This window comes from Phyllobacterium sp. SL163, assembly GCF_049896885.1.
GTDB classification, from domain to species: domain Bacteria; phylum Pseudomonadota; class Alphaproteobacteria; order Rhizobiales; family Rhizobiaceae; genus Phyllobacterium; species Phyllobacterium calauticae.
In genome coordinates, this window is the sequence record NZ_JAFCVE010000009.1 from 42484 (window position 1) to 66243 (window position 23760).

Below are 23760 nucleotides of genomic sequence, written 5' to 3' on the forward strand. Positions count from 1 at the left end.
GATCGATGCGGGCAGCGCGCGGATATGGTTCCAAACGCGCATTATCAACAATGTTCTTTTCGGCACTGTGGCAATTCGTGATCAACAAGACCCCGATACATAAAGAAATTAGTAACCAAGATTCTTCATGCTCCCAGGCAGTCGGCAATTGACGCCAGACACGCGTGTTCCGTGCCTGATGGTTGGTATTGGCCGTGGCGGACCCCTTTGGGGCAGTCGCAGGTTTGAGTAAGCGTTTGGAAAAAGAGTACGATGGCGTTCGCGACCGATACATTCAGGCAGGCTGGTTCCTTTAACCCTTCGGCCTTTCGCGTGGGCAAACCGCGCGGTGCGCTTGTCAGCGCGCTGGCCATCGGCGTCGGCATTGCCGCCACCGTGTGGGTTCTGGCAACCGTGAGCACGACGCAGAAAATGGTGGCTTCCTTGGGTGCAAGCCCGGCGGTGCTGCACCATGGCTCCCATGCGCTTGACAGCATCGCGCTTGTCGACCCGAACAATCAGAAGGTCCGCAGGCCAAGCAGTGCCGCACTCGCAGCACTCAATCCCGAATTGCGGCATCGTATACCCCACGGCGCACCGATGGACGCCAAAAACGCCAATAAAGCCGACCGCGTCGTGGTCAGCCATGACGATGCCTTCGCCGAGCCCGCATCCGCGCTGGTGATGCTTGAGACATCGCCATTGTCCGAATCCGACGTCACCGCGCTTCTCAACACGCCATCCGGACCGATCGACGCCGAGGTGCAGAACGCAATCCGCGCCGCAATAGTGAACAGCGCCCTGGCGCTGGCAGCAAATGGCAGATCCGCGCCGGCGCTCGACAGCAGGCCGGTTGGTTCCATACCGCTGCCCGCCAACGCCCCCGACCGGGAAAAACTGGAGATCGCCGCCGCAGGCGCGGCCCTGGCCACGGCATCGGACAATCCGTTCAACGCCCAGCCTGATCTCGTGGACAAGCGCCGCCACGAACCGGAAATACCGATCCTCGCCAGCTACGCACCCTCTGCAACCGAGAGCAACCCGATGATGGGGCCGCTCGCGCCGGACCTTGAAGTGGCCGTGCCCGTGCCGGAAGAAGCGCCGGACAGAAAGACCGCCAGCGTGGCACCGGACGACGCGGCCTCTTCCGATGATACGCAGGACACGGTTGACGTTCCCCTCCCTTCGAAGCGACCGAAACTGGCTGCCGGGACCGCTCCTGCAGCCCCCACCGCTCCGGCAAAACAGCGGCCTGACGTGAAGATGGCTTCTATCCGGCCGGATGATGCAGCCATCGAAGCCATGCCCAGATCGAAGAGCCTGTTCGGATCACTATTCGGCGGGTCGCGCAACGGTGTCGCCGTCTATGACATCTCGGCGCGCACGGTTTACCTGCCCAATGGCGAACGGCTTGAAGCGCATTCCGGCATGGGACACATGCTGGACAATCCCCGCTATACGCGCGAGTCGAACCGCGGGCCGACACCGCCGCATACCTATAATCTGACCATGCGCGAACAGCTTTTCCACGGCGTCGCGGCGATCCGCCTGACACCGGTCGACGGCCGCAATGCCTTCGGCCGCAACGGTCTGCTCGCCCACACCTACATGCTGGGACCGCGCGGCGATTCGAACGGATGCGTGGTTTTCAAGGATTATCGCCGCTTCCTCAAAGCGTTCCAGCGCGGTGAAGTCTCGCGTCTCGTCGTGGTGGAACGCATGTCGTCGTTCTCACGCATGGCCACGCGCTAAGGTCTGGCTCTAATGTTTTATGCCAAGGCAATAGACATTTATTACGGCTGGTGTTATTGAGCACCCAGCTCAATTCAGGAAAGGAGGGCTGCGCATGAATACGTTCTTCCGGCATCATCGCCAGCGTGGCCCCGTCAACGCCCTGCAGATACGTTTGCAGGGCTGACCGGAAACAGCTTTCCATACCCATTCCAGGTCTGCCCTTCGTGGTCACGCAGCGTCTGCTCGCTTTTTGAGCGGCCTTGCGTCTCTTCACAACCCACCGAGCCAATACGGTTACCTCACCGTTTCGTGCATCCGACGACAGCAGAAGAGAACTGCGTCGCAGCACATGGCCCGGCAGACCAGAGAATAAAATGGCACTCATCAATGTAAGAAACCTCGGCGTCACCCTTGGAGCCCCGCTTTTCACCAACCTGAGTTTTGTCGTGGGCGCGGGTGACCGTCTCGGTATCGTTGCCGCCAATGGCCGCGGCAAGTCCACCCTGTTGCGCTGTCTTGCGGGAACGCTCGATTCCACCACAGGCGACATCACCCGCACGCGCGGCCTGCGCATCGGCTATGTCGAGCAGGCTGTGCCGGACGCGCTTCTCGGCACCACCTTTTACGACATGGTCCTGCAGGCCCTGCCCGCCGAACAGCAGGAGACCGAAAGCTGGCGCGTCGATGTTGTGCTCGCCTCGCTCGACGTGCCGGATGTCTTGCGCGAGCGCACCGTCAGCCAGCTCAGCGGCGGCTGGCAGCGGCTTGCGCTGATTGCCCGCGTCTGGGTGACCGACCCCGATGTGTTGCTGCTGGACGAGCCGACCAACCATCTCGACCTTGCCAAGATCGCACAGCTGGAAGACTGGCTGAACACGCTTCCCCGCGATGTGCCGGTGGTGATCTGCAGCCACGACCGGGCCTTTCTCGATGCGACGACCAACAGGACCCTGTTCCTGCGGCCGGAGAATTCACATGCCTTCGCCCTGCCCTACACGCGGGCCCGGGTGGCGCTTGACGAGATCGACGCTGCGGAAGCGCGGCGTTACGAGCGCGATATGAAGGTGGCGCAGCAGCTGCGCCAGCAGGCGGCCAAGCTCAACAATATCGGCATCAATTCCGGCAGCGACCTACTGGTCGTGAAGACGAAACAGCTGAAGCAGCGGGCGGAAAAGCTGGAGGATGCCGCGCGGCCCGCCCATCAGGAACGGTCAGCCGGGGCGATAAGACTTGCCAACAGCGGCACGCACGCCAAGGTGCTGGTGACGCTTGACGATGCTTCCGTTGAGACGCCGGATGGTACGCTGCTGTTCAAAACCGGCAGGAAATGGATATGCCAGGGCGACCGGATCGTGCTTCTGGGTGCCAACGGCACCGGCAAGTCACGCCTCGTCGGCATGATCCGGCGCGCCATCAGCGATCCGCTGGGCTCGCCTGAAACAGTCAAGGCCACGCCCTCGCTGGTGCTTGGCTATGGCGACCAGGCGCTGGCCGACCTGCCGGACCGCGATACGCCGTTCGACACGATCAGCCGGCGGTTCGATATCGGTGACCAGCGCACGCGCACCCTTCTGGCCGGGGCCGGACTTGGCATCGATATCCAGAACAAGCCCAACAGCGTGCTGTCGGGCGGGCAGAAGGCGCGGCTGGGCATGCTGGTGCTGCGGCTGGCCAATCCGAACTTCTTTCTGCTGGATGAACCGACCAACCATCTGGATATTGACGGGCAGGAAGCGCTGGAGTCCGAACTGATGGCGCATGAGGCCAGCTGCCTGCTGGTCTCGCATGACCGCAGTTTTGTCCGGGCGGTCGGCAACCGGTTCTGGCTGATCGAGAAACGGCGCCTTGTCGAGGTGGAAAGCCCGGAAGCGTTCTTCGCTTCCGTCAGCGGCCATCAAGACTGATACGATACCGGGCCGTCCCGCCGAGGCGGCCCGGTGCCGGTTCAATGGGCGTGCGCGGCCTGCGCCGTGACGATGGCGTCGGCCTCCTTGCCGTAAAGCTCCTCGAAATGATCGAAGGCCTTGGAAAAGCTGCCGATGCCCTGCGTGGCGGAGCGCAAGGCCCGCCCCAGTTCATCCAGCGAACTGCCGGGGATCATCGCCCGGAAAACGTCCCAGCCCTTGGTGTTGTCATCCCGGTCAAAACCCAGAACCTGTCCCTTGAAGGCGGATACAATGGGCACGAGATTGCCCGAGTAGACCGATGGTATGTGAATTTCGATGCGGAAGACCGGCTGCATGAGCACGGCCGACGCTTCCGACAGCGCCTGCCGGACGCCCATTTTTGCCGCAGCGCGGAAGGCAAATTCCGAACTGTCGACCGAATGGTGCTGGCCATCGGTCAGCATCACGCCGACATCGATGACAGGAAGACCCAAGGGGCCCCGCTCCATCGCTTCGCGCGAGCCCGCTTCCACCGCGGGGATGTAGTTGCGCGGCACCGCCCCGCCCTTCACCGTTTCGCCAAAGGAAAAACCTTCGCCGCGCCCGTTGGGATGCACGCTCAGTTTCACGTCGGCAAACTGACCGGCGCCGCCGGTCTGCTTGCGGTGGCGGTAGTGAACATCGGCGGGTTTGGAGATCGTCTCCCGATAGACCGGACTTGGCATGCGGTCGGTGACATTGACGTGGAAGACCTCCGCCAGGGTTTTGCACAGGTCGCGCAGATGCACCGGCCCCTGCACGCTGACAAGCTGGGCACCGGTGCCCTCTTCCTGCGCCACCTTGAGCCCGCGGTCGGTTTCCACCAGTTTCGCCAAAGTTTCGGAAAGCTTTGTTTCATCCCGCTCGCTTTCGGGAACGAGAATACGCTCCAGCATGGGTGTGGGCGGTGTCGTCCATTCCGGCGCCGCTATGGCTGCATCCACTGTCAGCAGGGACGGCACCGGCAGATGATCCGACTTGACGGTGCTGAACACATCGCCCGGCGCTGCGGTTCCCGACGCCGTGGGGCGCCCGGTTCCAGGGTCCTGCACAGGGCCAAGACGCCCGCCGCCCAGAAGCGCGCCCTGCTTGAGGCCTTCCTTCAGCGCACGCACCAGCACGGTCTTGCCGATGTTCTGGCGGTGATAGGCATGAAAACTGACGGCTGCCAGTGCGTTTTCCGGCGTGCTGTTGGCCGCGGCAAGGCGCTTGCGCAGGGCATCGACCGGCGGCGCTTCATGGCGCAGTGCTTTCATCAGGCGCAGCATGCCGTTGCTGTGGCTTGCCGCGCCCAGCAGCACCGGAATGATCTTGTTCTCCCGCACCACGCGCGACGAGATGGCAAAAACGGCGTCACTGGGCGGCTCGCGGTCTTCGATCAGCTCTTCCAGCAGCCAGTCGTCGAATTCAGAGAGATGTTCGAGCAGCTCGGCGCGCGCCTCGTGTTCCCGTTCAAGCTCGCTTTCCGGTATGGCGATCAGGGCGGAGGTCTGGCCTTCACGATAGCGCCAGGCCCGTTCCGAGATCAGGTCACAGGTGCCGACAATCTTGTCGCCTTCGCGGATCGGAATCTGCCGCAGGACAAGGGAATGGCTGCAATAGCCCTGCAGCGAGGCAATGACATCGCGTATCCGCCCCCTTGGCTCGTCGATGCGGTTGACAAAGACGATGCAGGGTGTTCCCGACGCTTCAATAACCCTGAGGTACGGGGCGGCGAGCACCGCCTCTTCCGGCACGGGCGAGACGCAAAGGATACAGGCATCGCTGGCAATCAAAGCATCCTGCGCGTGGGCCAGGGCTTCATTGCCGCCCGGCGTGTCCAGCGCGCACCATGCCTCGTTTCCGAAGGTGAATTCCGTCAGATTAAGCCCATAGGGCGAGACCGACTTCTTTGGCGCGCCCTCCAGCGCGCCGAGTTTTTCCACGAGCGTGGATTTTCCGGTCTGCGAGGGCCCAAGTACCGTAAAGCAGCGCATTCGCGTCCTCCCCTGCTACGATCATAGTCTCGCCTGACAGGATGCCTCAACATGGCCAAAAGCGCCAGAGTGCGGTTGTTTTTCTTGGTTTGGCAGTGCTTTTCCAGCCATGCAAACGAAAACAGGCCGGACTTTCGTCCGACCTGTTTCATTCCGGTCTGTCATCGCGGACCGCCATGACGGCGGTCCCGCTGGCGACGCTTTAAGCGGCGCTCAGCTGATCCGCTGACATTTTGCCCGACTTCTTGTCGCGCACCAGTTCGTAATTGATTTTCTGGCCGTCGTTGAGATCACGCAGACCTGCGCGTTCAACTGCAGAGATGTGTACGAATACATCTGCACCGCCATCTTCAGGCTGAATGAAGCCGAAGCCCTTTGTAGAATTAAACCATTTAACTGTGCCTGTGGCCATAATGAACCTCCGTAGGGCAGATGTATCGAGTGTCGCGCATAGCGCACGACGCACCCTTGTAGCGATTTTTTATAGAAGCCGTAAAGCCCATATGCGTGAAAGTGTTAACGTGTCTTGCAACTGTTTTATTACAATGGCGCGACAGAGCCCGGTTCTCCGGCCCGATGGCCTTGCACTTGCGGCGCGTCCGCGCCATGAGTGAGCGCAGGGTTTCGGGCGTCGGACAGACATATGCAGGGTAAGAAAACAGCGATTATCGGCGGCGGCCCCGCCGGGCTCATGGCGGCGGAAATGCTGTCCGGCACCGGGCACGCCGTGACCGTCTACGACGCCATGCCGACCGTCAGCCGCAAATTCCTGCTGGCGGGAAAATCCGGCCTCAACATCACCCATTCGGAAGATTATGACCGCTTCGTCACCCGTTACGGCGCCGCATCGGCACGGTTGCGCCCGGCACTGGACGGGTTCACACCGGCCGATGTGCAGCGCTGGGCGGCAGATCTTGGCACGGAAACATTCACCGGATCATCCGACCGGGTTTTCCCGACGGCGATGAAAGCCTCGCCGCTGCTGCGGGCCTGGCTGCGGCGGCTCGAGGCACGCGGCGTCCGTATTCTGACCCGGCATCGCTGGACGGGCTTTGCCGAGAACGGTTTCGCCTTCGACACGCCCGAAGGCCCCAAGATCATCGATTGCGATGCCGCCCTGCTGGCACTCGGCGGTGCAAGCTGGCCCCGCCTCGGTTCCGATGGCGGATGGACGGCATGGCTGAGCGGGAAAGGTGTTGAGATCACTGCGTTTCGTCCGGCCAATTGCGGTTTTGACGTCGCTTGGGACGATGGGTTCAAGGAGCGGTTTGCCGGCCAGCCGGTAAAATCCGTCACGGCGACGTCAGGCGCGGGTACATTTCCCGGCGAGTTCGTCATCACCCGGAACGGGATCGAAGGCAGTCTGGTCTATACCCATGCGGCCAGTCTGCGCGACCGGCTCGAACGCGAAGGCAGGGCCGCCCTTATGCTCGACCTTGCGCCGGGCCGGAGCGTGGAAAGGCTGGCAAGGGACCTGGCACGGCAGGACAGCAAGGCCAGTTTCGCCAATCGCCTGCGCAAGGGCGCCGGCATCGACGGCGTGAAAATCGCCCTGCTGCGCACATTCGCGCCTCCCGCGGCTCTCGCCGATCCGGAAAAGCTGGCGCGGCAGATCAAGGCCACGCCGCTGGCGGTCTTGCGCCCGCGCCCCATCGCCGAAGCCATTTCCTCGGCGGGCGGCATTCGTCTGGACGCCATCGATGACGGATACATGCTCAAGGCGCTGCCGGGCGTTTTCTCCGCCGGGGAGATGCTGGACTGGGAGGCACCGACCGGCGGTTACCTCCTGACCGCCTGCTTTGCCACCGGCCGCGCCGCAGCGCTGGGCATGGAAGCCTGGTTGAACCGGTAGACAATCCTGCCCGTCCACATGGCCAGCGCCAGCTCTGCCATGCCGCATGCCAGGATCAACAGCAAAAGCCCGTTCTTGCCCGCATGGACCAGCATCCAGCCGCCGACCGACGGAAAGCCGAACACCCCGACAAAATAGGACAGGACAAACCATGTGAGCGCGGCAGGGCGATGTTCGGCGGGCGAGTCGTTGACCGCCTGCGTCTGAATGATGGAGTAGACGAGCCCGTAGCCGATCCCGAGCAGCAGCGCGGCCAGCACGTGAAACATGGCACTCGCCGGAACGGCGAACATGGCAATGATGCCAAGAACCATGATGAACAGGAGGACTTGCGCACTGATCTCCTTGGGTGCCCGGTTGACCAGCGGTGCGAGCAGCCAGCGTGAAAGGACAACCGTAACCGCATAAATGGCAAAGAACGTGCTTGCCCGTGCTGCGGTACCGGCGACCAGCGCAGTCTGGAATGTCAGGATGCCGGAGAAGACGCAGGCGCCAAGGGCAACCATGACAATGGGATAGATTGCCGCCGTGCGGCTGATGGCAGGAAAATCGCGCAGCCACCGGCGTGAACCGCTGGCCGGATGCAATGCCACCGCCACCCGCTGGAAGGCCGCGAGCAGGACTGCGGCAGCAAGGGCAATGCCGCCGACAATCAGGAATGTGGTGACCGTCGCAAAATGCAGCGTGCGAATGGCAAAATCCGCCAGAATCGGACTGCCGCCGATGCCGGCCATCTGGAACGCACCAAACCGGGTGAACCAGAATGCACGATCCGCATCATCCGTTCTTTCAATGACCGCCATGGGCGCCGCAAGATAGAAGGTGCCCCAGCCCAGGCCGATGAGAAACCCGCCAACGGCGATCAGCGGCGTGATGGAGGTCAGCATCGCAAGGAGAACAAAACCCGCCGCGACGCTCAAGGCGCCGCAGGCCGCCAGATTGGCCGCACCGGCCCGGCCGGAAAACCAGCCGACAAGCGGCACGCCGACGAAGGTACCGGCCATGGCCGCTGCCAGCGCCAGGCCCGTATCGACTTCATTGCCGCCAAGCGTGTGGAAATAATCGTTGAGCAGGAAGGTGGCGCCATAACCGGCGGAGGTCAGCAAGGTGCCGAGGAACAGAAAAATCGCAGTGGTGAAGCGCATGGTCTTGACTCGCACGAGGAGGAATAAGTGGCTTCATAAAAGCTGCAATCCTGTATAAAATACAGGTCCACTTCACGCCGCCCGCGTGTACCACTTGGGAGAGGAAATGCCCGTTCCCCGCAAAACGCGCCGGCGTGAAAGTCCCGTGCATTCGTTCGAGCCGTTCATTGACAGGGACGCGGCCTCGCCCGTGGCGCGTCAACTCTACCTGTCGCTGCGCAAGGCAATTCTGACCGGCCAGATCCGTCCCGCATCGCGCCTGCCATCGACGCGCCTTGCCGGCATGGAATGGGGGCTTTCACGCGGCGTGGTTGCGGAGGCCTATGACATCCTCATCACCGAGGGGTATGCGCGCGGCGTGCACGGTGCGGGCACATTCGTTGCGGCCAGCATTCCCGCCCGGCAGCAGACGCCGAAAACACCCCAGACGGAGAAACCGGCGGAGCGCACCGTTTCCGCAGCCGCCCGCCGCGCCCTCGCCAGTGCCGGCAGCTTCGATACCAGCACGCAGGTGCCGTTCGTCACCGGCCGCGTGGTGCACGACGAACGGACGAGCGCGCTGCTGCGCCGTCTTTCGGCCCGTCATCTGAACTTCAGTCGCGACCATTACCGCCATGTGCAAGGCCAGGAAGAGCTGCGTGAAGCCATCGTGGCCTACCTCACCGCCTCGCGCAGCGTCCGCTGCGACGCCAGCCAGATATTCATCACCTCAGGCACACAACAGGCCATCGATCTGGTGGCCCGGACCCTGGTCACGCCGGGTGACCGGATTTTGATGGAAGACCCCTGCTATCCCGGCGCCCGCCACGCATTCGCGCTGCACGGCGCCGAGCTTGTCGGCGTTGAAGTCGATGACAATGGCTTGCAGACGGCGCTGCTGCCTTCGCTATCCGGGCAGGTGCGTGCAATCTATGTGACGCCGTCGCATCAATATCCGGCTGGCGCAGCCATGTCGCTGCCGCGCCGCCTCGCACTGCTCAATTGGGCGCGCGACAATCACAGCTGGATCATCGAAGACGATTACGACAGCGAGTTCCGTTATGACGGCAGGCCGCTGGCTTCGCTCCAGGGGCTGGACGAAAACGAACGCGTCATCTACCTCGGCACATTCAGCAAGGCGCTTCTTCCGAGTTTCCGTGTCGGCTACGCCGTTGTGCCGCATGATCTCGTGCCGGCGTTTGCAGCCATACGCCCGTTTTTGGACCGCTTCCCGCCGCCCTTCCAGCAGAGCGTTCTGGCGGATTTCCTGGCGGAGGGCTATTTTTCCAGCCATCTGCGGCGGCTGCGGGAGAGCTACCGCAAATCGCGCGACCTGCTGGTTGCACTGCTGCAGGAACAGGTTGCCGATCATTTGACGGTCGCGGTCCCGCACCAGGGCATTCATCTTGTCGGCCGCAGCACAGGAACGTGGCAGGCAGATCGGGCAGTTGCGGCGGCCTGTACCGCTCGAGGGGTCAAGGTGATGCCGGTTTCGCCCATGCACATCTCAGCCATGCCGCGCCAAGGTCTGCTCCTGGGTTTTTCGGCGCTGACATCCGGTGAAGCGGAACCTGCCACGGCGCGCCTGCGGGCAGCACTCGATGAGGTGGCTACCTGTTGACCACAAGCATCTTCATCCGCATGCGCCGGCGCAATCGCCGCATGGCGGCCTGAAAATGCGCGTGGGCCATTTCACTGCACCCCTGCGCCCGGACACATATCTTGTTCCTGTGGTTTTGCGGATCGACGTAAGTAATCCTGGCGCGCACAACCATACTATCCTCACATTGTCTCATGACATTGTATGAGAGATGCTGGTTATGCGCTTTTCCGGTTGTTTTTAGAATAGCTCTATTGTGAGTAACGTTAACAGCGCCGGCGCAGGCGATACTGCCTCCATAAACGCAAGAGATGGGAGGAGGCTCGACAACAGCTAATTTCGAAGGACTGGCAGCCGTCGAGCCCCATGCTGGCCCCACGACAAACCAGCGCCGCCATGGTGATCCCCGGCGCGGCGCGGGTCAAATTACAAATCGGCAATGAAACCGGTCGGGTTAGATAAACAGCTTGAACGCAACCGGTATCGCAACGCCAACCATGAAGATTGCCAGAGCACAGGTGCGGCAGACGAAATCAGTCCAGATGCTGTCGTTGTCATTGTCGCTTATCATCGGATCAGCCTTCACATCCAACATGGAATATACGCCCTCCAAGGCCTCAAGAATAAGCCTGCATGCTTAACGACCTGTAAATGCGGTGCGGCGGCTGGAGAAAACGTGCCTGCCGGCCACTGCCCGAAACGGCAGTGGCCAGATGATGGAAGACAAAACAGAGAGATTGTGAGGCTCGACACCGGCCATTGCATGTCACTACCATGGAGAGCACCGAGCCTCTGCCAACAGTCGTTCCATATGCGGCCTGGGCACTTTCGTCTTTGGGGGACCAGTTCGACAGATCGCATACTCACCATCAGCATGCTTACATTTATTGAACGGAACAGGGTGTCAATGGAATAGGTAAATGTACCCAGAAATGTCCGTGAGCCTGGTGCGCGCCGTCACCTCAAACGACGCCCGGCACTATGTCCGGTTGATTGATACGCCGCCATCGACCAGCATGGCCGTGCCCGTGGTGAAGCTGGAGGCATCCGAGGCAAGATAGAGCACCGAACGGGCTATTTCCGCTGGTCTTGCCAGCCGCTTGAGCGCATGCATCCCTTCGACAAAGGCACGCTTTTCCGGCGTGTCGATCCAGGCTTCAGCCATGGTCGTATCGGTACCGCCCGGCAGCAGTGCATTGACGCGAATACCCTGCGGCCCGAATTCCACCGCCAGTGTCTGCATCAACCCGATCAACCCCGCCTTGCTGGCCGCATAGGCGGCCGTGCCGGGCATGCCGGCGGTATATCCGACAAAGGTCGACGTGAAGATCAGCGATCCGCCGCCCCGCCTCTGCATGGCGGGCAATTGATATTTTGCCGCCAGGAAAGCCGATGTCAGATTGATGTCGATGGTCTCCTGCCAGCCGCCAAGCGAAACATCCGGCGTCGGGCCCATTTCGCCATTGGTCGCGGCATTGTTGAAGGCGATGTCCAATCCACCGAATTTTTCTTCGGCCAGCTCCACCAGCGCCCTCGCATAGGCGGCATCGCCGACACTGCCCGCGAGCGCCGCGGCTTCACCGCCCTCGCCGGCAATCTCCGCCACCAGTTTGTCCAGTTCATTCCCGCGCCGTGCGGCAACGACCACACGGGCGCCTTCCCGCGCCAACAGCTTGGCCGTTTCGTAGCCGATGCCGGAGCTGGCACCGGTGACAATGGCGGTTTTTCCATTCAAACTATGCATATCATCGCCTCTTGGATCTCAACAAAGCCGGCATGACAACCACACCAGCGCGGCCATCAATGGCTTTCGCGTCCGCACCGCGCCACCCGAAACCTGCGGGTTCCGCCCCCTCGCCTTGACGGCTCATGACTTCACTCCCATAATTGTGCCATGCAACCAGACACTCCCCGGCTTCGACTGCGCCAATGGCGTGCGAAAGATCGTGCGCCGAAGGCCGGAGAATCCCCATGAGCAACGAACAGATCTGCCATGTCGCCGTCAGCCAGAAGAATGATACAAGCTGGTATTATGTTCTGGTGATCGATGGTGACGCCGGCCCGCAGATCGGTCCCTACAGGACCGAGCAGGAAGCCCGCAGCGCCGGCGAAAAGGAACTTGCCGATCTCGATCTCGGCGCGGAAGAATGATCGCGGAGCAGTGACGCGCCCGCCAACAGCAAGGATTCCCATGTCAGATCCCCATGCGAGCCAACCGGAGACAGGGACACCGGGTGTTTGGGACGACAGCCGGTCGCACAACTGGATCATCCTGCAGGATGCACTGGAACGGATGCTCGGCCCGATCGGCGATGCGGCGATCAAGGCGCTCGCGCCGCGGCAGGGCGAGGCCTTCCTCGACGTGGGCTGCGGCTGCGGCCGCACATCGCTGGCGCTGGCCCGTGCCGTGGGGCCGGATGGCAGCGTCACGGGCGCCGACCTCTCCCCGTCGATGCTGGCCACGGGCGGCGCGGAGGCGGCTGCCGAACGTCTCGGCAATGTGCGTTTCATCGAGGCCAATGCGCAAACCCATGACTTCGGCCCGGCCCGGTTCGACGGCTTGTTCTCGCGCTTCGGCGTGATGTTCTTTGACGATCCCGTGGCGGCTTTTGCCAATCTGGCCAAGGCGCTGAAACCGGGCGGGCGGCTTGCCTTCGCCTGCTGGCGCGACCGGCGTGAGGTGGAATGGTTCGAAATGCCGATCCGGGTTGCAAGCCGGCACCTTCCCGCCCCCGATCTGCCGGGCCAGGGGCCGGGCGCATTTTCGCTGGCAAGACCGGAGCGTATTCGCTCTGTCCTGACAGCGGCCGGCTTTTCGGACATCGGTGTCGCGCCGCTTGATCTGACGACCGGCGGCGGCGAGATCGACGAAGTGCTGAGCATCCTCAAGATCGGCTTTGTCGGCGAGCATATCAGGCAGTTTCCCGATGGGGCAGAGGCCGCCTGGGAGGCCATCCGGCGCGAACTTGCCGCCTATACGACACCGGACGGCGTCTTCATCGGCACGGGCACATGGATCGTAACCGCGCGGCGGGCATAAGTTTTTGACATTGCTGCCGCTTTGGGCAAATTTCCTCTCCCCGCGATTCGACAAGCAGGCCAGCGCCTGATTCCTCAACATCGCTGCCAAGGGCACGGCCCGCCGGCAGATAGAGAAGGCTGATCCCATCCATGAAAAAGCCAACGCTGCTGTGTGCCGTTCTTGCCGTGTCCCTGCAATCCGCAGCTGCCATGGATACCAGAATGGAAACCGGCCTCGAGAAACTCGATCCGCAGACCCGGCTCGAACAGCGCTGCGATGTGGAAGCGATGGAGCGCATCCGCAAGGACCAGAACGGCTATAATCCCGACAAGGTGCTGGCCTACGCCTTTGCCGACCCGAAAGTCGACCAGCACGCGATCAAATCGCGCGGCGCGGCCTTTCGTAGCCGGGGCGAATGGTATCATCTGGCATTCAAATGCGCGACGAATGACGACAATATGGAAATCGTCGCTTTCAAATACCGGATCGGCGAAAAAATCCCCAGGAACGAATGGGGTCAGCACTACCTGGTGCCCTGACCGCACCTTCGGGGCAGCGGCGTGCCACGCACGTGCGCCGCAAACCGGGCAAATAAGTTACCTCGGCCCGCAATTTTGCAATGCTATGGCAATGGTGCACGCCGATTGCTGTTGCGGACCGATGCTTCCCGCCACTCCCATCGCATCGGTTCCGGAGAACCACCATGCGACGTTTCTGCCATGCCCTGCTCTCGGCCACTCTCATGATGAGCCTTGCTCCCGCCATGGCGGCCGAGCCGCCGGCCCTTTTCGTCCAGTACGACACGGACCCATGCACCGATGGCCGCTACAGCGACGGCAAGCCGCGCAGCTGCCGTGAACTCCTGCGCATGCTCGAGCGCCGTGACCGCTACCGGGAACGGCGGGAGCGCTACGACCCCTGCACCGACGGCCGGATCAGCGATGGCCGCCCGCGCAGCTGCCGCGAGATCAGGCGCTGGCTGCGGGAACGGGACGACGAGGACGACTGGCGACCGGGCAAACAGTGGAAATAGATTTTGCAGCGCGGAACAAACGGCGCGATCCGCCGTTTGAATGATCGTGAATGTTCACAACGGAGGGTATTGATATGGGAACTGCAGGCGTGGGCTGGATTGCAGCCATCATTATCGGCGGTCTGGCCGGCTGGCTGGCCGAGATGTTCATGAAGAGCGACACCGGCATCGTCATGAATATCATTCTGGGTATCGTCGGCGCGGTTCTTGCCAATGCCATTCTATCGGTGTTCGGCATCGTTCTGACCGGCTGGATCGGCTATCTCATCGCCGGATTCATCGGTGCCTGCATTCTGGTCGGCGTCGGGCGCGCCATCCGCCGCTGACAGCCGCTGCCCGGCCGGTTGCGTGTAACCGGGCAGTTTTGACGATTTCAGCCGTTTGCCGAAGCGATAACCCGGCAAATGGCGGTTTTTGTGGTGCCTTCGGGTGTCGGCCTGTCGAGGCCCGTGCGTGCCAATGTTTGCCAAAATCTGGGGTAGCAAACAATCTACCTGTGAGGCGTTGAAGCGGCCGGGACTGATCAGACAAACAGCCTCGGCTCGCCCATTTTGAACCACGCCTTGGCGATCTTGCCATTGTTGATTTCATAGATGGCAAGGACATCCACCTCGCCCGGCCCCTCGGGAAAGGTGCGCGTGACCGTTTCCTGGTCAATCACCATCGTTCCGACCGCCATGCGCTTGAGCAGCTTGCCCTGCAGATCGGGTTCCTGGAAGCGCACGATATGTCGTGCGCGGATTTCCGCCGCCCCATTGGCCAGCAGCTGATCGGGAAATGCGTAGTATTGGCAGTCGTCGGCCCAGAACCGCATGAATGCATCGATATCGCGCGCATTGTAGGCCTCGAGCTGCCCCTGAACGGGGCGCGTCGCGTCGCTGGTGTCCACGTTTGCATTCATATCGGGGATTTCCTTGCGCCTGGCTGTTTCTCCCGTGCGATACGGGCATGGCGTGGTAGCAAATCCGGCCTGGTACAGGAAGACGCGAAAGGGAATTTTAAAGCGCTTGATGACAGCCGTTCGCGCTTGCACGATGCCGGGAAAAGCCCCATGAGATCAATGCCAAGATGATCGCTGCAAATTCGTCCAGAAGGGGTGCGGCAGTATCGCGATCCACCCCGACAGGTTTGACCGGAGGGCCCGCATGCAATACCGCTTACTTTATCTCCTGCCCGCCACCTTTTTCATTCTCGCCGCCCAAGGCGGCCAATCATGGGCCGATGGTGACACCTATACAGCCTATAGCAATACGGCCCAAAGCATCACCGGCGATATAGAAATGGACGATTTCAGCATTACCTTTGCCAATGGCGAGGCGCTGGCTTTTTCGTCGTTGCTCGGCGACCACTTCATTGTCGATGGAAAGAATCTCAACGCATCGGTCTACAAAGTCGAAACCCCTGCGGATCCCGAACTGGAAAACGGCAACAGGCTGTGCGGGTCCGGCGATGTTTCCTATGTCGCCACCTGGCGCGCCGGCGAAGGGCTGACGGAGGTTGCCGTGTTCACCGGCGACAAGGCGCCGGCCAGCAACAGCGATATGTGCGCATCCTATATTTATCAGGATTAGCAGACGTTCTTGCTTTCGCCGGAACAACGCGATTGATTGACCCGGTGAAAACATGCAGGGGACAGTCATGAGTTTGTTGGCTTGGACCGATGAGCGCTGGTACACACTTCGCAGCGGCTATCGTGATCTCTACAACCCGTCCGATGCGCTTCAGGCACTCGAACAGGGGGATTTCACCCTCGCCTGGGACGAATTGTGGGAAAACCTGCATCATCACGGGGATGTGGACACGGCTGCCTATGCCGCCGTCCCGGAAATCGTGCGGATCGCCTGGCAGCTCAAGCTCAGGGATTGGAACGCCTTCGCCCTTGTCGCCACCATTGAAGCCGCCCGCCTGAACAATGACCGCAATCCCCCGATTCCGGAATGGTTGATGGACGCCTATGAACGGGCGTGGGTCGATATGGCCACCCTTGCATTGCACATCTATCCGAAAGCCGAAGACCCGGCCCTGGTAACCAGTCTCCTGTCGGTCCTGGCCTTTGCCAAGGGAAACAGGACCATTGGCACCTTTGCGATGGATCTGACCGAGGACGAACAGCGCACTCTGCCCGGGTGGCAAGCCGGCGATTCGCCCTAGGATTGCAACAGTGTCTTCCCAGCGCTGCCGAACCTAAAATTTTTGTCATGTGGGAACCGGGCGCAAAGCCAATGTATTGTTGTCGTGTCAACAGCTCAGAGGTTCCACATGAAAAGCCTGATACTTGCCACGGCGATTGCCGTTACATCCCTGATGGGGTTCAACGCGCCGTCCGAAGCGGCCCCGCTCTCCGTACCGCTGGTCCAGACCACCAGCCCTTCCGGCACGACGGGCAGCGTTGTCCAGAACGTCGATTACCGGCCAGGCTACCGGCGTCACTATCGCCGGTGGAATCGCCACTGTTTCGTCCGGACGGAACGGCACCGTGTGCATGGCCGAATCATCGTCAGAAAAGTCCGCGTCTGCCGCTGATTTCCATCTGAACCAAAACCCGGCAAGGCCGTCCTGCCGGGTTTTTTCTTGTCTGCATCGCTCATTCGGCACGCGCCAGCGGAGCGAATTTGACCTGCGACCCGATTGCTGCCAAAAAACTGTTCCACAGTCACATCGACGTCACAATGGAGATGCCTGATGAGACACAAATGCCTTGTGATCGGCGTGCTTGTTCTTATGTTTGCCCTTCTGGGAGCCCTTGCGCTGTTCTCAAAGAAACATGCCGGGCCCGGCCAGATACCGCCCCATTCCCTGCAGGATCCCCTTCGCGCTCCCTGAGATCATCGTGTTCATGGCAAGCATCCGTCTGAAATGGCTGGGATATTTCATACTGGCTGCGGCATTGCCGCTGGCGCTTCTGGCGGGCGGACTACCCGTCAACGAATACAAGGCGCAAGGCATCGACGGCGTGGATTGCGACGGTCCGCTTCAGGTGCTTTTCTATGCCGTGCCGGCCCTGCTGGTGTATGGCACCGGCCTCGCGCTGCACGCCAGAACGCTGCGAAAGCCGTTCAGTCTGGCCGTCGCGCTGATGTGCGCTGCCCTGTGCCTGTTCGCCGGACTGAATGCGGCAGCGGCACTGCGCGAGCAACGGCAGCAGGACCGCACGGCGGAAACATGCAGCCCCGGACTGTGACAACAGGCCAGGCCACTTGCATTCCCGCCGCGGGCAGGATTGGATCGGCAACGAAAACTGCAATATCAATCGGGAATATGACAATTGGCCTTCCAGTGCGATCTGCCTGCAATACCGACCGTTCAGCAAGACGATGATGCCGTGCGCATAACCCGCTGGGATTTTCAGCCGGGCGCCGTCACGGGCTGGCATGAGCATGGATGGCCCTATTTCGTCGTCATGCTGGTCGATGGAACCCTGCGCATTCACAACGGAACCGATGTCACCGACGTGCCGCTGGCCGCCGGCCAGTCCTATCAGCGCCCGTCCGGCATCAAGCACGATGTCATGAACGGCTCCCCGCATGCGATTGCCTTTGTCGAAATCGAGATCAAGAAGCCGGAAACGCTCGGTGCCTAGCCCTTGGAGCAATCCGTAAAATACCATCGTTTCCTGCAATTTTTTATTGGTATGGACACTATAGATTGCTCGGCAGCCACTGGAGCCTGCCGATGTTTCGCAACCTGTTTCTGTCTTTAGCCGCCATCCTCCTGCTTGTTACTGCTGCACAGGCAGAACCAGGGTCATTCGAAGGAAAATGGCAACAAATCGGCTCGAACGCAGGCGATTGTAAAACCTGCAAGATTGAAATCACGAAAACAGGCATGTCGTTAAATGTAACATCAAACAACGGCTGGGCAGCTACGTTTAAAAAGCCCAAAGCCGACTCTGTCAAAGTCGTGGAAGGTACGGGTGAATGGCGCAGCAATAGCGGCGGTGCCTATGCCGGGAAATTGTTCCTCGCCCACATGGAGATCCGCAACGCACGTCTTTATCTGAAAATGATGGTGAGACAGAACAACGGCGTGATCTCGACCGTGGAAGCCAGTTTTCAACGGTCTAAGGCATTGGATATATAGGCTTTCCTTTTAATTTCGATTGTTTCCGGGTTCGTTGTGGTCATGACGATGTCAACCTGGGCAGCAGACAGGTTATCCACAGCGCTGGTTTTTCGCCGCTTGGCATTGCTGCCTTTTGCCGTAAAATCGGTGCTCGCAAGTCAATGAGCACCAGGAGTAGACCGTGATCGATCCATCTGATGTCAATCGCGACGCAGAAACAATCGTACTCACCCTCGACAACAATCTGGCTTCGACTGAGCACAAATATCCGAGTGTCGATCAGGCGTGCATGGCTATTCCCCAGCTTCGGGACGTGTCGAGAATTTACATCAACGGCGATACACCCATCGAGGCGACCGAGTTCGTGCAGCTGTGCGCCGTACTCGACAAGGGATCGGCCATCCGATCCTGACCGGCCGCTGCCCGCTTGATGAGCTTCAATCGGGCGGATAGGTTGCAGCGCATGATCACAGACCGCACCGCACCCGCCATCGACGACATCGTCACCCCCCGCCTTACCCTTCGGCTCATGCCCGCTGATGCGGTCACCGCCTGCCTGGCCGGTGATCTCGCCGACGCCAGCCGCATGACCGGAACATCCATACCGCACGAATTGCTTGAGGACCCCGGTGCTCTTGAAGCTGGTCGGATGCGTCTGGGCGAAGACCCGGATTATCTGCGGTGGTCCGTGCGCGCGATCATATTGACCGCGGAACGGCGCATGATCGGCCACATCCGGTTTCACACCCGGCCCGATCCCGATTATCTGCAGTCCCATGCGCGCAATGCCGTCGAATTCGGCTATCTCATTTTCAAAAATGACAGGGGCCACGGCTACGCTTCCGAAGCGGCCAAAGCCGTCATGGAGTGGGCGCGCGATGTCCATGGCGTCCAGCATTTTGCCGCCTCCGTATCGCCGGACAACCCGCCCTCCCTTCGGATCGTACAGCGCCTGGGCTTTGCCAAGGTCGGCGAGGAAATGGATGAGATTGACGGGATCGAATATGTTTTCCTGCGCGCGGCGCATTGATTTTCACGCGGTGGCCATACGCCGACTTTCTGTAGACAACACAATAGATTACCGGAACAGCTGAATTGTGACTGTTCATCCGGCTTGGCCGTATAAAATCTACTGGAACAGAAGAAGAATTTAAGGAACCATTCGCGGCTGAACTTGTTTGAGTAAACAAGTATGATGTTCGGGAGTACATCCGATGTCTATCAAGTCTCTTATCGTTGCAGCCGTAATCGGCTTTTCAGGCCTGGCGCTGTCCGGGTGCGTCGAAGGTACCTACTACCGGGGATATAGCGGCTATGGCGGTTATTATGGCGGCTACGGCGGCTACTATGATTCGGTCTATTTTGGCGGTCCGCGCTATGGACGCAGCTATTACGGGCGCAACTATTACGGGCGGAACTATTACCGCCGCGATTATGGCAGGCGCCACTGGGACTACCGCGGTAATCGTCCGGGGTGGAATGGGCATTCCGGAATGGCACGGTCAGACGGCCGCCGGGTCTTCATTCCCCGCTACCGGACCAGCAATGACGGCGGTCCCGGCCGGTCACATCAATAACCGGATCGAGGCTGCTGCCGGCCTCGTCGATCCCGCGGAAAGCAGGGATTCACCGGTCCGTCACGTCGACGGTGCCGACAGTTGGACCATATCGACCAGCTGAAGCGGGTTTTCCGGGCCCACTATCTCAGGGCCAGATGTTTTGTTTTATTGCGAAGCAGCATAACACCCCCTAAAGTTGGCAGGAAATATCGGGCCTGACGCAAATTGCGTTTTTGCGTACCGAAAACCAACAGTGACGCCGGTTTCCGGCCGAAATGATCTCATTCGGCGGAAAGCCGGTTTGATTCGACCGGGAGTGAGCATGGACGCGTCTATCCTAAAGGACACGGCGTTTGCCGCGGCAAACCGCGAGGGCTGGGTCAAACTGGCGCAAAAGGCCCTGAAGGGTGCGGATTTCCATGAGGCCCTCGTCTCGCGGACCGACGACAATATTCCCATCGAGCCGCTGTATGAACGCCGCAAGAATGCCAAACTGACCCCGCGCCGTAATCCGGCGCAGCCATGGCATATCGTCCAGCGCATCGACGATCCGGACCCGGTTCGCGCCAACAGGCAGCTTCTGGAAGATCTGGAAAACGGCGCGACCGGTATTTCGCTGGTGTTCGAAGGGGCACCCAACGCGTTTGGCTACGGTTTGCCGTCAACGCGCGAGGCGGTCGATCAGGTGCTGCGCGGCGTGCATCTGGAGATGATCCACCTGCGCATGGACGTGCATCCGAAAAGCCGCGCCTGTGCCGACTGGTTCGTCGATTACATGCGCCCGCGCAATATCAACCCGAAAACACTGAGCTTCTCGCTGGGGATCGATCCCGCGGCAACGCTGGCCGGAACCGGCCGCCTGCGCATGACGCTGGCAGCGCTCAAGGCATCCCTGCCGCAGTCGCTGGCCGGGTTCTTCTCCACCGACCTGCCGGGGATCGTGCTGGAAGCCGATGGCCGGGTCTATCACAATGCCGGTGCAACGGAGGCGCAGGAGCTGGGCGCCATGCTGTCCATCGCATCGGGCCATTTCCGCCTGTTCGAGCAAGCGCGCCAGCCGATTGTCTACGCCGCCCCGCATATCGGTTTTTCCATCGCCGTCGATCAGGATCAGTTCCTGTCCATCGCCAAGCTGCGGGCGCTGCGCCGCCTCTGGGCTCGCCTGCAGGAGGCCTGCGGCATTCCCCCGTCTGCCGCAACCATCCATGCGGAAACCTCCATGCGGATGATGACGAAAAAGGACTGCGAAACCAACACGCTGCGCACCACGATTGCGGCGTTTGCGGCGGCGGTGGGCGGTGCCGACAGCCTCGCCATCCTGCCGCATACCATCACCCACGGCCTGCCCGACCCGTTTGCGCGGCGGCTTGCCCGCAACACCCAGCTGGTACTGGCCGACGAGAGCAACCTTGCCTTCGTCGCCGATCCGGGAGCCGGTTCGGGTGCGATCGAAGCCTTGACCGACGCCCTGTGCGAGGCCGCATGGAAGGAATTCCAGATGCTGGAAAAGGAAGGCGGCATTTTGCAAAGCTTGGTCGAAGACCGCTTCCAGCAGCGCATCATCGCGGCGCGGACGGCGCGCAACGAAGAATACCGGTCCGGCACGCGGGCGATCATCGGAACGACACTTTTCCCTGCGAAGGAAGAGCGGCCAGTGACCGTGCTTGATGCCCCCCATATGCCGCTGCCGACGGATGGTGTGGTTCACTGCGAGCCGCTGACCTTCCCACGCATCGATGAAACATTGCAGGCTTCCGCAGAATGAGAGTTCCCGATTTTACCCAGATCGACTGGCAAGAGCCCAAAGCATCTGCCCGCAAGCCCGAAGCAGCGGCGTGGAAAACCCCGGAAGGTATCCGCGTCAAGCGCACCTATGGCGATGCGGCACTGAAGGGCCTGTCCCACCTCGACACGTTTCCAGGATCGGCCCCGTTCATCCGCGGGCCCTACCCCACCATGTATGTCCAGCAGCCCTGGACGATCCGGCAATATGCGGGATTTTCGACGGCGGAAGAATCCAACGCGTTTTACCGGCGCAATCTGGCGGGCGGCCAAAAGGGCCTTTCCGTCGCCTTCGATCTTGCCACGCACCGCGGCTATGACAGCGATCATCCGCGCGTGGCCGGTGACGTCGGCATGGCGGGCGTAGCCATCGATTCCATTCTCGACATGCAGCAATTGTTCGACGGGATTCCCCTTGGGGAAATGACCGTGTCGATGACCATGAACGGCGCGGTCCTGCCGATTCTGGCGCTTTACATCGTTGCCGCCGAGGAACAGGGCGTCGACCAGAAACTGCTCGCCGGAACCATTCAGAACGACATTCTGAAAGAGTTCATGGTGCGCAACACCTACATCTACCCGCCGCAGCCTTCGATGCGGATCATTTCGGACATTTTCTCCTATACCTCGCAGAATATGCCGAAATTCAACTCGATCTCGATTTCCGGTTATCACATGCAGGAGGCCGGCGCGACCGCCGATCTCGAGCTTGCCTATACCATTGCCGACGGCATCGAATATGTCCGGGCCGGTGTCGCCGCCGGGCTCGACATCGATACGTTCGCGCCGCGCCTGTCGTTCTTCTGGGCCATCGGCATGAACTTCTTCATGGAAGTCGCCAAGATGCGCGCCGCGCGCCTGCTCTGGGCGGTGCTGCTGAAGAAGAACTTCAACCCGAAAGACGAACGCTCGCTCTCCCTGCGCACCCATTCGCAAACGTCCGGCTGGTCGTTGACCGCGCAGGACCCCTACAACAACATCATGCGCACCATGATCGAGGCGATGGCATCGACCCAGGGGCACACCCAGTCGCTGCACACCAACTCCTTTGACGAGGCGCTGGCGCTGCCGACCGACCATTCGGCCCGCATCGCCCGCAACACCCAGCTGATCCTGCAAAAGGAATCCGGCACCACGCGCATCATCGATCCCTGGGGCGGCTCGGCGTATGTGGAGCGCCTGACCCACGATCTGGCGACGCGGGCGCTCGCCCATATCGAGGAAATCGAGACGCTCGGCGGCATGGCGAAAGCCATCGAACAGGGCATTCCCAAACTGCGCATCGAGGCGGCAGCGGCACGAACCCAGGCACGCATCGACAGCGGCCAGCAGCCGGTGATCGGGGTCAATTCCTACCGGCCGGCCGATGACGTCAAAATCGATGTGCTGAAGATCGACAATGCCGAGGTGCGGGCCCGCCAGCTGTCGAAGCTGCAGCAGCTCAAGGGCACGCGCGATGTGACCGCCGTGGACGGCGCCTTGACCGCCCTGACCAGCGCCGCCAAATCCGGCACCGGCAACCTCCTCGATTTCGCCATCAAGGCCGCACGGGCCCGGGCAACGGTCGGCGAAATTTCGCTGGCACTGGAAAAAGCCTATGGCCGCCATGTCGCCGATATCCGCACCATTTCCGGCGTCTACCGCAAGGAAGTCGGCAAGAGCGCGGTGATCGACCGGGTGCAGGCCAAGGCCGCCGCCTATGAAAAGCGCACCGGCGAAAAGCCGCGCATCCTCGTCGCCAAGATGGGCCAGGACGGCCACGACCGCGGCCAGAAGGTGATTGCAACGGCGTTTGGCGATCTCGGCTTCGACGTGATCGTCGGCGCCATGTTCCAGACACCGGATGAAGTGGCGGAGCTTGCCATTGAGAGCAATGTCGACATTGTCGGCGTGTCTTCGCTGGCAGCCGGGCATCTCACCCTTGTTCCCGAACTGAAAGAGGCGCTGAAACGGCGCGAGCACGACGATATCCTGATCATTGTCGGCGGCGTCATTCCGCCCCAGGATTTCGATGCCGTGCTCAAGGCAGGCGCGACCGCTATCTTCCCGCCGGGGACCGTGATCGGTGAAGCGGCGGAAAAGCTGATTGATACCTTGCTGGGTTCATTGTGA

The 23760-nt window shown here is 61.1% G+C and carries 26 protein-coding genes; 20 read left to right on the forward strand and 6 right to left on the reverse strand.

Going from position 1 to position 23760, the window contains the following annotated elements; all coding sequences use genetic code 11:
* Nucleotides 1-252: 252 nt before the first annotated feature.
* Both ACP7B1_RS19745 and ACP7B1_RS19750 read left to right on the forward strand, forming a co-directional pair.
* On the forward strand, nucleotides 253-1731 hold the full coding sequence (locus ACP7B1_RS19745; protein ID WP_426137207.1) for a DUF2778 domain-containing protein: 1479 nt from the start codon (nucleotides 253-255) through the stop codon (nucleotides 1729-1731).
* A gap of 356 nt (nucleotides 1732-2087) precedes the next feature.
* A complete protein-coding gene (locus tag ACP7B1_RS19750) occupies nucleotides 2088-3617 on the forward strand; it encodes an ABC-F family ATP-binding cassette domain-containing protein (RefSeq protein ID WP_426137208.1) in 1530 nt (509 codons plus the stop codon).
* Between the two features lie 41 nt (nucleotides 3618-3658).
* Here the strand turns inward: ACP7B1_RS19750 and ACP7B1_RS19755 are convergent, their stop codons facing one another.
* Both ACP7B1_RS19755 and ACP7B1_RS19760 read right to left on the reverse strand, forming a co-directional pair.
* Entirely contained in the window at nucleotides 3659-5614 is a 1956-nt protein-coding gene (locus ACP7B1_RS19755) for an elongation factor G (RefSeq protein ID WP_426137209.1), read from the reverse strand.
* A 202-nt stretch (nucleotides 5615-5816) separates the two neighbouring features.
* Entirely contained in the window at nucleotides 5817-6026 is a 210-nt protein-coding gene (locus ACP7B1_RS19760) for a cold-shock protein (RefSeq protein WP_162700345.1), read from the reverse strand.
* A 231-nt stretch (nucleotides 6027-6257) separates the two neighbouring features.
* Here ACP7B1_RS19760 and ACP7B1_RS19765 point away from each other — a divergent pair, with 231 nt between their 5' ends.
* Nucleotides 6258-7466, forward strand: coding sequence for a TIGR03862 family flavoprotein (locus ACP7B1_RS19765; protein WP_346305634.1), 1209 nt, complete (start codon nucleotides 6258-6260; stop codon nucleotides 7464-7466).
* Here ACP7B1_RS19765 and ACP7B1_RS19770 read toward each other — a convergent pair.
* Nucleotides 7394-8611, reverse strand: a complete 1218-nt coding sequence (locus ACP7B1_RS19770) for an MFS transporter (RefSeq protein ID WP_346305635.1) — start codon at nucleotides 8609-8611, stop codon at nucleotides 7394-7396. The two genes, ACP7B1_RS19765 and ACP7B1_RS19770, sit on opposite strands and share 73 nt — an antisense overlap.
* Nucleotides 8612-8717: 106 nt before the next feature.
* On the opposite strand from ACP7B1_RS19770, the gene ACP7B1_RS19775 reads away from it, so the two are divergent.
* Nucleotides 8718-10211 carry a PLP-dependent aminotransferase family protein gene (locus ACP7B1_RS19775; protein WP_346305636.1) on the forward strand — a complete coding sequence of 498 codons (1494 nt, stop codon included), beginning with the start codon at nucleotides 8718-8720 and terminating at the stop codon, nucleotides 10209-10211.
* Between the two features lie 433 nt (nucleotides 10212-10644).
* On the opposite strand, the gene ACP7B1_RS19780 is transcribed toward ACP7B1_RS19775, so the two are convergent.
* Nucleotides 10645-10785 carry a hypothetical protein gene (locus ACP7B1_RS19780; RefSeq protein ID WP_223611426.1) on the reverse strand — a complete coding sequence of 47 codons (141 nt, stop codon included), beginning with the start codon at nucleotides 10783-10785 and terminating at the stop codon, nucleotides 10645-10647.
* Nucleotides 10786-11169: 384 nt separating this feature from the next.
* Nucleotides 11170-11934: an SDR family oxidoreductase gene (locus tag ACP7B1_RS19785; RefSeq protein ID WP_346305637.1), complete on the reverse strand. Its 765-nt coding sequence runs from the start codon at nucleotides 11932-11934 to the stop codon at nucleotides 11170-11172.
* Between the two features lie 227 nt (nucleotides 11935-12161).
* Between ACP7B1_RS19785 and ACP7B1_RS19790 the strand changes: the two genes are divergently transcribed.
* From ACP7B1_RS19790 to ACP7B1_RS19810, 5 genes are all read left to right on the forward strand, one after another.
* Nucleotides 12162-12341, forward strand: a complete 180-nt coding sequence (locus ACP7B1_RS19790; protein ID WP_346305638.1) for a hypothetical protein — start codon at nucleotides 12162-12164, stop codon at nucleotides 12339-12341.
* Between the two features lie 40 nt (nucleotides 12342-12381).
* Complete coding sequence (locus tag ACP7B1_RS19795; protein ID WP_346305639.1) at nucleotides 12382-13230, forward strand: class I SAM-dependent methyltransferase; 849 nt, start codon at nucleotides 12382-12384, stop codon at nucleotides 13228-13230.
* 131 nt (nucleotides 13231-13361) lie between these two features.
* Complete coding sequence (locus ACP7B1_RS19800; RefSeq protein WP_346305640.1) at nucleotides 13362-13751, forward strand: DUF930 domain-containing protein; 390 nt, start codon at nucleotides 13362-13364, stop codon at nucleotides 13749-13751.
* Nucleotides 13752-13915: 164 nt separating this feature from the next.
* The gene (locus ACP7B1_RS19805; RefSeq protein ID WP_346305641.1) at nucleotides 13916-14245 is read left to right on the forward strand and encodes a hypothetical protein; all 330 of its coding nucleotides are present in this window, start codon (nucleotides 13916-13918) and stop codon (nucleotides 14243-14245) included.
* Nucleotides 14246-14319: 74 nt separating this feature from the next.
* Nucleotides 14320-14571 (forward strand): GlsB/YeaQ/YmgE family stress response membrane protein, encoded by a 252-nt coding sequence (locus ACP7B1_RS19810; protein WP_223611432.1) that lies wholly within the window; start codon nucleotides 14320-14322, stop codon nucleotides 14569-14571.
* Between the two features lie 197 nt (nucleotides 14572-14768).
* On the opposite strand, the gene ACP7B1_RS19815 is transcribed toward ACP7B1_RS19810, so the two are convergent.
* Nucleotides 14769-15146, reverse strand: coding sequence for a nuclear transport factor 2 family protein (locus ACP7B1_RS19815; RefSeq protein ID WP_223611433.1), 378 nt, complete (start codon nucleotides 15144-15146; stop codon nucleotides 14769-14771).
* A gap of 244 nt (nucleotides 15147-15390) precedes the next feature.
* On the opposite strand from ACP7B1_RS19815, the gene ACP7B1_RS19820 reads away from it, so the two are divergent.
* The 11 genes from ACP7B1_RS19820 to scpA all read left to right on the forward strand — a co-directional run bounded on the left by ACP7B1_RS19820 (nucleotide 15391) and on the right by scpA (nucleotide 23760).
* Nucleotides 15391-15816, forward strand: coding sequence for a hypothetical protein (locus ACP7B1_RS19820; RefSeq protein ID WP_346305642.1), 426 nt, complete (start codon nucleotides 15391-15393; stop codon nucleotides 15814-15816).
* Between the two features lie 67 nt (nucleotides 15817-15883).
* On the forward strand, nucleotides 15884-16396 hold the full coding sequence (locus ACP7B1_RS19825) for a hypothetical protein (RefSeq protein ID WP_346305643.1): 513 nt from the start codon (nucleotides 15884-15886) through the stop codon (nucleotides 16394-16396).
* A 108-nt stretch (nucleotides 16397-16504) separates the two neighbouring features.
* Nucleotides 16505-16768: a hypothetical protein gene (locus ACP7B1_RS19830; RefSeq protein ID WP_346305644.1), complete on the forward strand. Its 264-nt coding sequence runs from the start codon at nucleotides 16505-16507 to the stop codon at nucleotides 16766-16768.
* 313 nt (nucleotides 16769-17081) lie between these two features.
* Nucleotides 17082-17426, forward strand: coding sequence for a hypothetical protein (locus ACP7B1_RS19835; protein WP_223611437.1), 345 nt, complete (start codon nucleotides 17082-17084; stop codon nucleotides 17424-17426).
* Between the two features lie 84 nt (nucleotides 17427-17510).
* A complete protein-coding gene (locus ACP7B1_RS19840) occupies nucleotides 17511-17825 on the forward strand; it encodes a cupin domain-containing protein (RefSeq protein WP_346305645.1) in 315 nt (104 codons plus the stop codon).
* A gap of 92 nt (nucleotides 17826-17917) precedes the next feature.
* Nucleotides 17918-18325 (forward strand): hypothetical protein, encoded by a 408-nt coding sequence (locus ACP7B1_RS19845; RefSeq protein ID WP_346305646.1) that lies wholly within the window; start codon nucleotides 17918-17920, stop codon nucleotides 18323-18325.
* Between the two features lie 163 nt (nucleotides 18326-18488).
* Complete coding sequence (locus ACP7B1_RS19850) at nucleotides 18489-18719, forward strand: hypothetical protein (protein WP_204276690.1); 231 nt, start codon at nucleotides 18489-18491, stop codon at nucleotides 18717-18719.
* A gap of 51 nt (nucleotides 18720-18770) precedes the next feature.
* Complete coding sequence (locus ACP7B1_RS19855) at nucleotides 18771-19337, forward strand: GNAT family protein (protein ID WP_346305647.1); 567 nt, start codon at nucleotides 18771-18773, stop codon at nucleotides 19335-19337.
* Between the two features lie 184 nt (nucleotides 19338-19521).
* On the forward strand, nucleotides 19522-19884 hold the full coding sequence (locus tag ACP7B1_RS19860) for a hypothetical protein (RefSeq protein ID WP_346305648.1): 363 nt from the start codon (nucleotides 19522-19524) through the stop codon (nucleotides 19882-19884).
* 304 nt (nucleotides 19885-20188) lie between these two features.
* On the forward strand, nucleotides 20189-21631 hold the full coding sequence (locus ACP7B1_RS19865; RefSeq protein ID WP_346305649.1) for a methylmalonyl-CoA mutase subunit beta: 1443 nt from the start codon (nucleotides 20189-20191) through the stop codon (nucleotides 21629-21631).
* The gene (gene scpA / locus ACP7B1_RS19870; protein ID WP_346305650.1) at nucleotides 21628-23760 is read left to right on the forward strand and encodes a methylmalonyl-CoA mutase; all 2133 of its coding nucleotides are present in this window, start codon (nucleotides 21628-21630) and stop codon (nucleotides 23758-23760) included. Before ACP7B1_RS19865 ends, scpA begins: the two co-directional genes overlap by 4 nt.

Bases quoted from the DNA above. Each gene is read 5' to 3' on its own strand.
- ACP7B1_RS19760 (WP_162700345.1), bottom strand. From the start codon at position 6,026: ATGGCCACAGGCACAGTTAAATGGTTTAATTCTACAAAGGGCTTCGGC.
- ACP7B1_RS19830 (WP_346305644.1), top strand. From the start codon at position 16,505: ATGAAAAGCCTGATACTTGCCACGGCGATTGCCGTTACATCCCTGATG.
- ACP7B1_RS19810 (WP_223611432.1), top strand. From the start codon at position 14,320: ATGGGAACTGCAGGCGTGGGCTGGATTGCAGCCATCATTATCGGCGGT.
- ACP7B1_RS19845 (WP_346305646.1), top strand. From the start codon at position 17,918: ATGTTTCGCAACCTGTTTCTGTCTTTAGCCGCCATCCTCCTGCTTGTT.
- ACP7B1_RS19780 (WP_223611426.1), bottom strand. From the start codon at position 10,785: ATGTTGGATGTGAAGGCTGATCCGATGATAAGCGACAATGACAACGAC.
- ACP7B1_RS19765 (WP_346305634.1), top strand. From the start codon at position 6,258: ATGCAGGGTAAGAAAACAGCGATTATCGGCGGCGGCCCCGCCGGGCTC.
- ACP7B1_RS19745 (WP_426137207.1), top strand. From the start codon at position 253: ATGGCGTTCGCGACCGATACATTCAGGCAGGCTGGTTCCTTTAACCCT.
- ACP7B1_RS19770 (WP_346305635.1), bottom strand. From the start codon at position 8,611: ATGCGCTTCACCACTGCGATTTTTCTGTTCCTCGGCACCTTGCTGACC.
- ACP7B1_RS19790 (WP_346305638.1), top strand. From the start codon at position 12,162: ATGAGCAACGAACAGATCTGCCATGTCGCCGTCAGCCAGAAGAATGAT.
- ACP7B1_RS19795 (WP_346305639.1), top strand. From the start codon at position 12,382: ATGTCAGATCCCCATGCGAGCCAACCGGAGACAGGGACACCGGGTGTT.
- ACP7B1_RS19805 (WP_346305641.1), top strand. From the start codon at position 13,916: ATGCGACGTTTCTGCCATGCCCTGCTCTCGGCCACTCTCATGATGAGC.
- ACP7B1_RS19785 (WP_346305637.1), bottom strand. From the start codon at position 11,934: ATGCATAGTTTGAATGGAAAAACCGCCATTGTCACCGGTGCCAGCTCC.
- scpA (WP_346305650.1), top strand. From the start codon at position 21,628: ATGAGAGTTCCCGATTTTACCCAGATCGACTGGCAAGAGCCCAAAGCA.
- ACP7B1_RS19825 (WP_346305643.1), top strand. From the start codon at position 15,884: ATGAGTTTGTTGGCTTGGACCGATGAGCGCTGGTACACACTTCGCAGC.
- ACP7B1_RS19800 (WP_346305640.1), top strand. From the start codon at position 13,362: ATGAAAAAGCCAACGCTGCTGTGTGCCGTTCTTGCCGTGTCCCTGCAA.
- ACP7B1_RS19815 (WP_223611433.1), bottom strand. From the start codon at position 15,146: ATGAATGCAAACGTGGACACCAGCGACGCGACGCGCCCCGTTCAGGGG.
- ACP7B1_RS19755 (WP_426137209.1), bottom strand. From the start codon at position 5,614: ATGCGCTGCTTTACGGTACTTGGGCCCTCGCAGACCGGAAAATCCACG.
- ACP7B1_RS19855 (WP_346305647.1), top strand. From the start codon at position 18,771: ATGATCACAGACCGCACCGCACCCGCCATCGACGACATCGTCACCCCC.
- ACP7B1_RS19860 (WP_346305648.1), top strand. From the start codon at position 19,522: ATGTCTATCAAGTCTCTTATCGTTGCAGCCGTAATCGGCTTTTCAGGC.
- ACP7B1_RS19820 (WP_346305642.1), top strand. From the start codon at position 15,391: ATGCAATACCGCTTACTTTATCTCCTGCCCGCCACCTTTTTCATTCTC.
- ACP7B1_RS19750 (WP_426137208.1), top strand. From the start codon at position 2,088: ATGGCACTCATCAATGTAAGAAACCTCGGCGTCACCCTTGGAGCCCCG.
- ACP7B1_RS19775 (WP_346305636.1), top strand. From the start codon at position 8,718: ATGCCCGTTCCCCGCAAAACGCGCCGGCGTGAAAGTCCCGTGCATTCG.
- ACP7B1_RS19865 (WP_346305649.1), top strand. From the start codon at position 20,189: ATGGACGCGTCTATCCTAAAGGACACGGCGTTTGCCGCGGCAAACCGC.
- ACP7B1_RS19835 (WP_223611437.1), top strand. From the start codon at position 17,082: ATGGCAAGCATCCGTCTGAAATGGCTGGGATATTTCATACTGGCTGCG.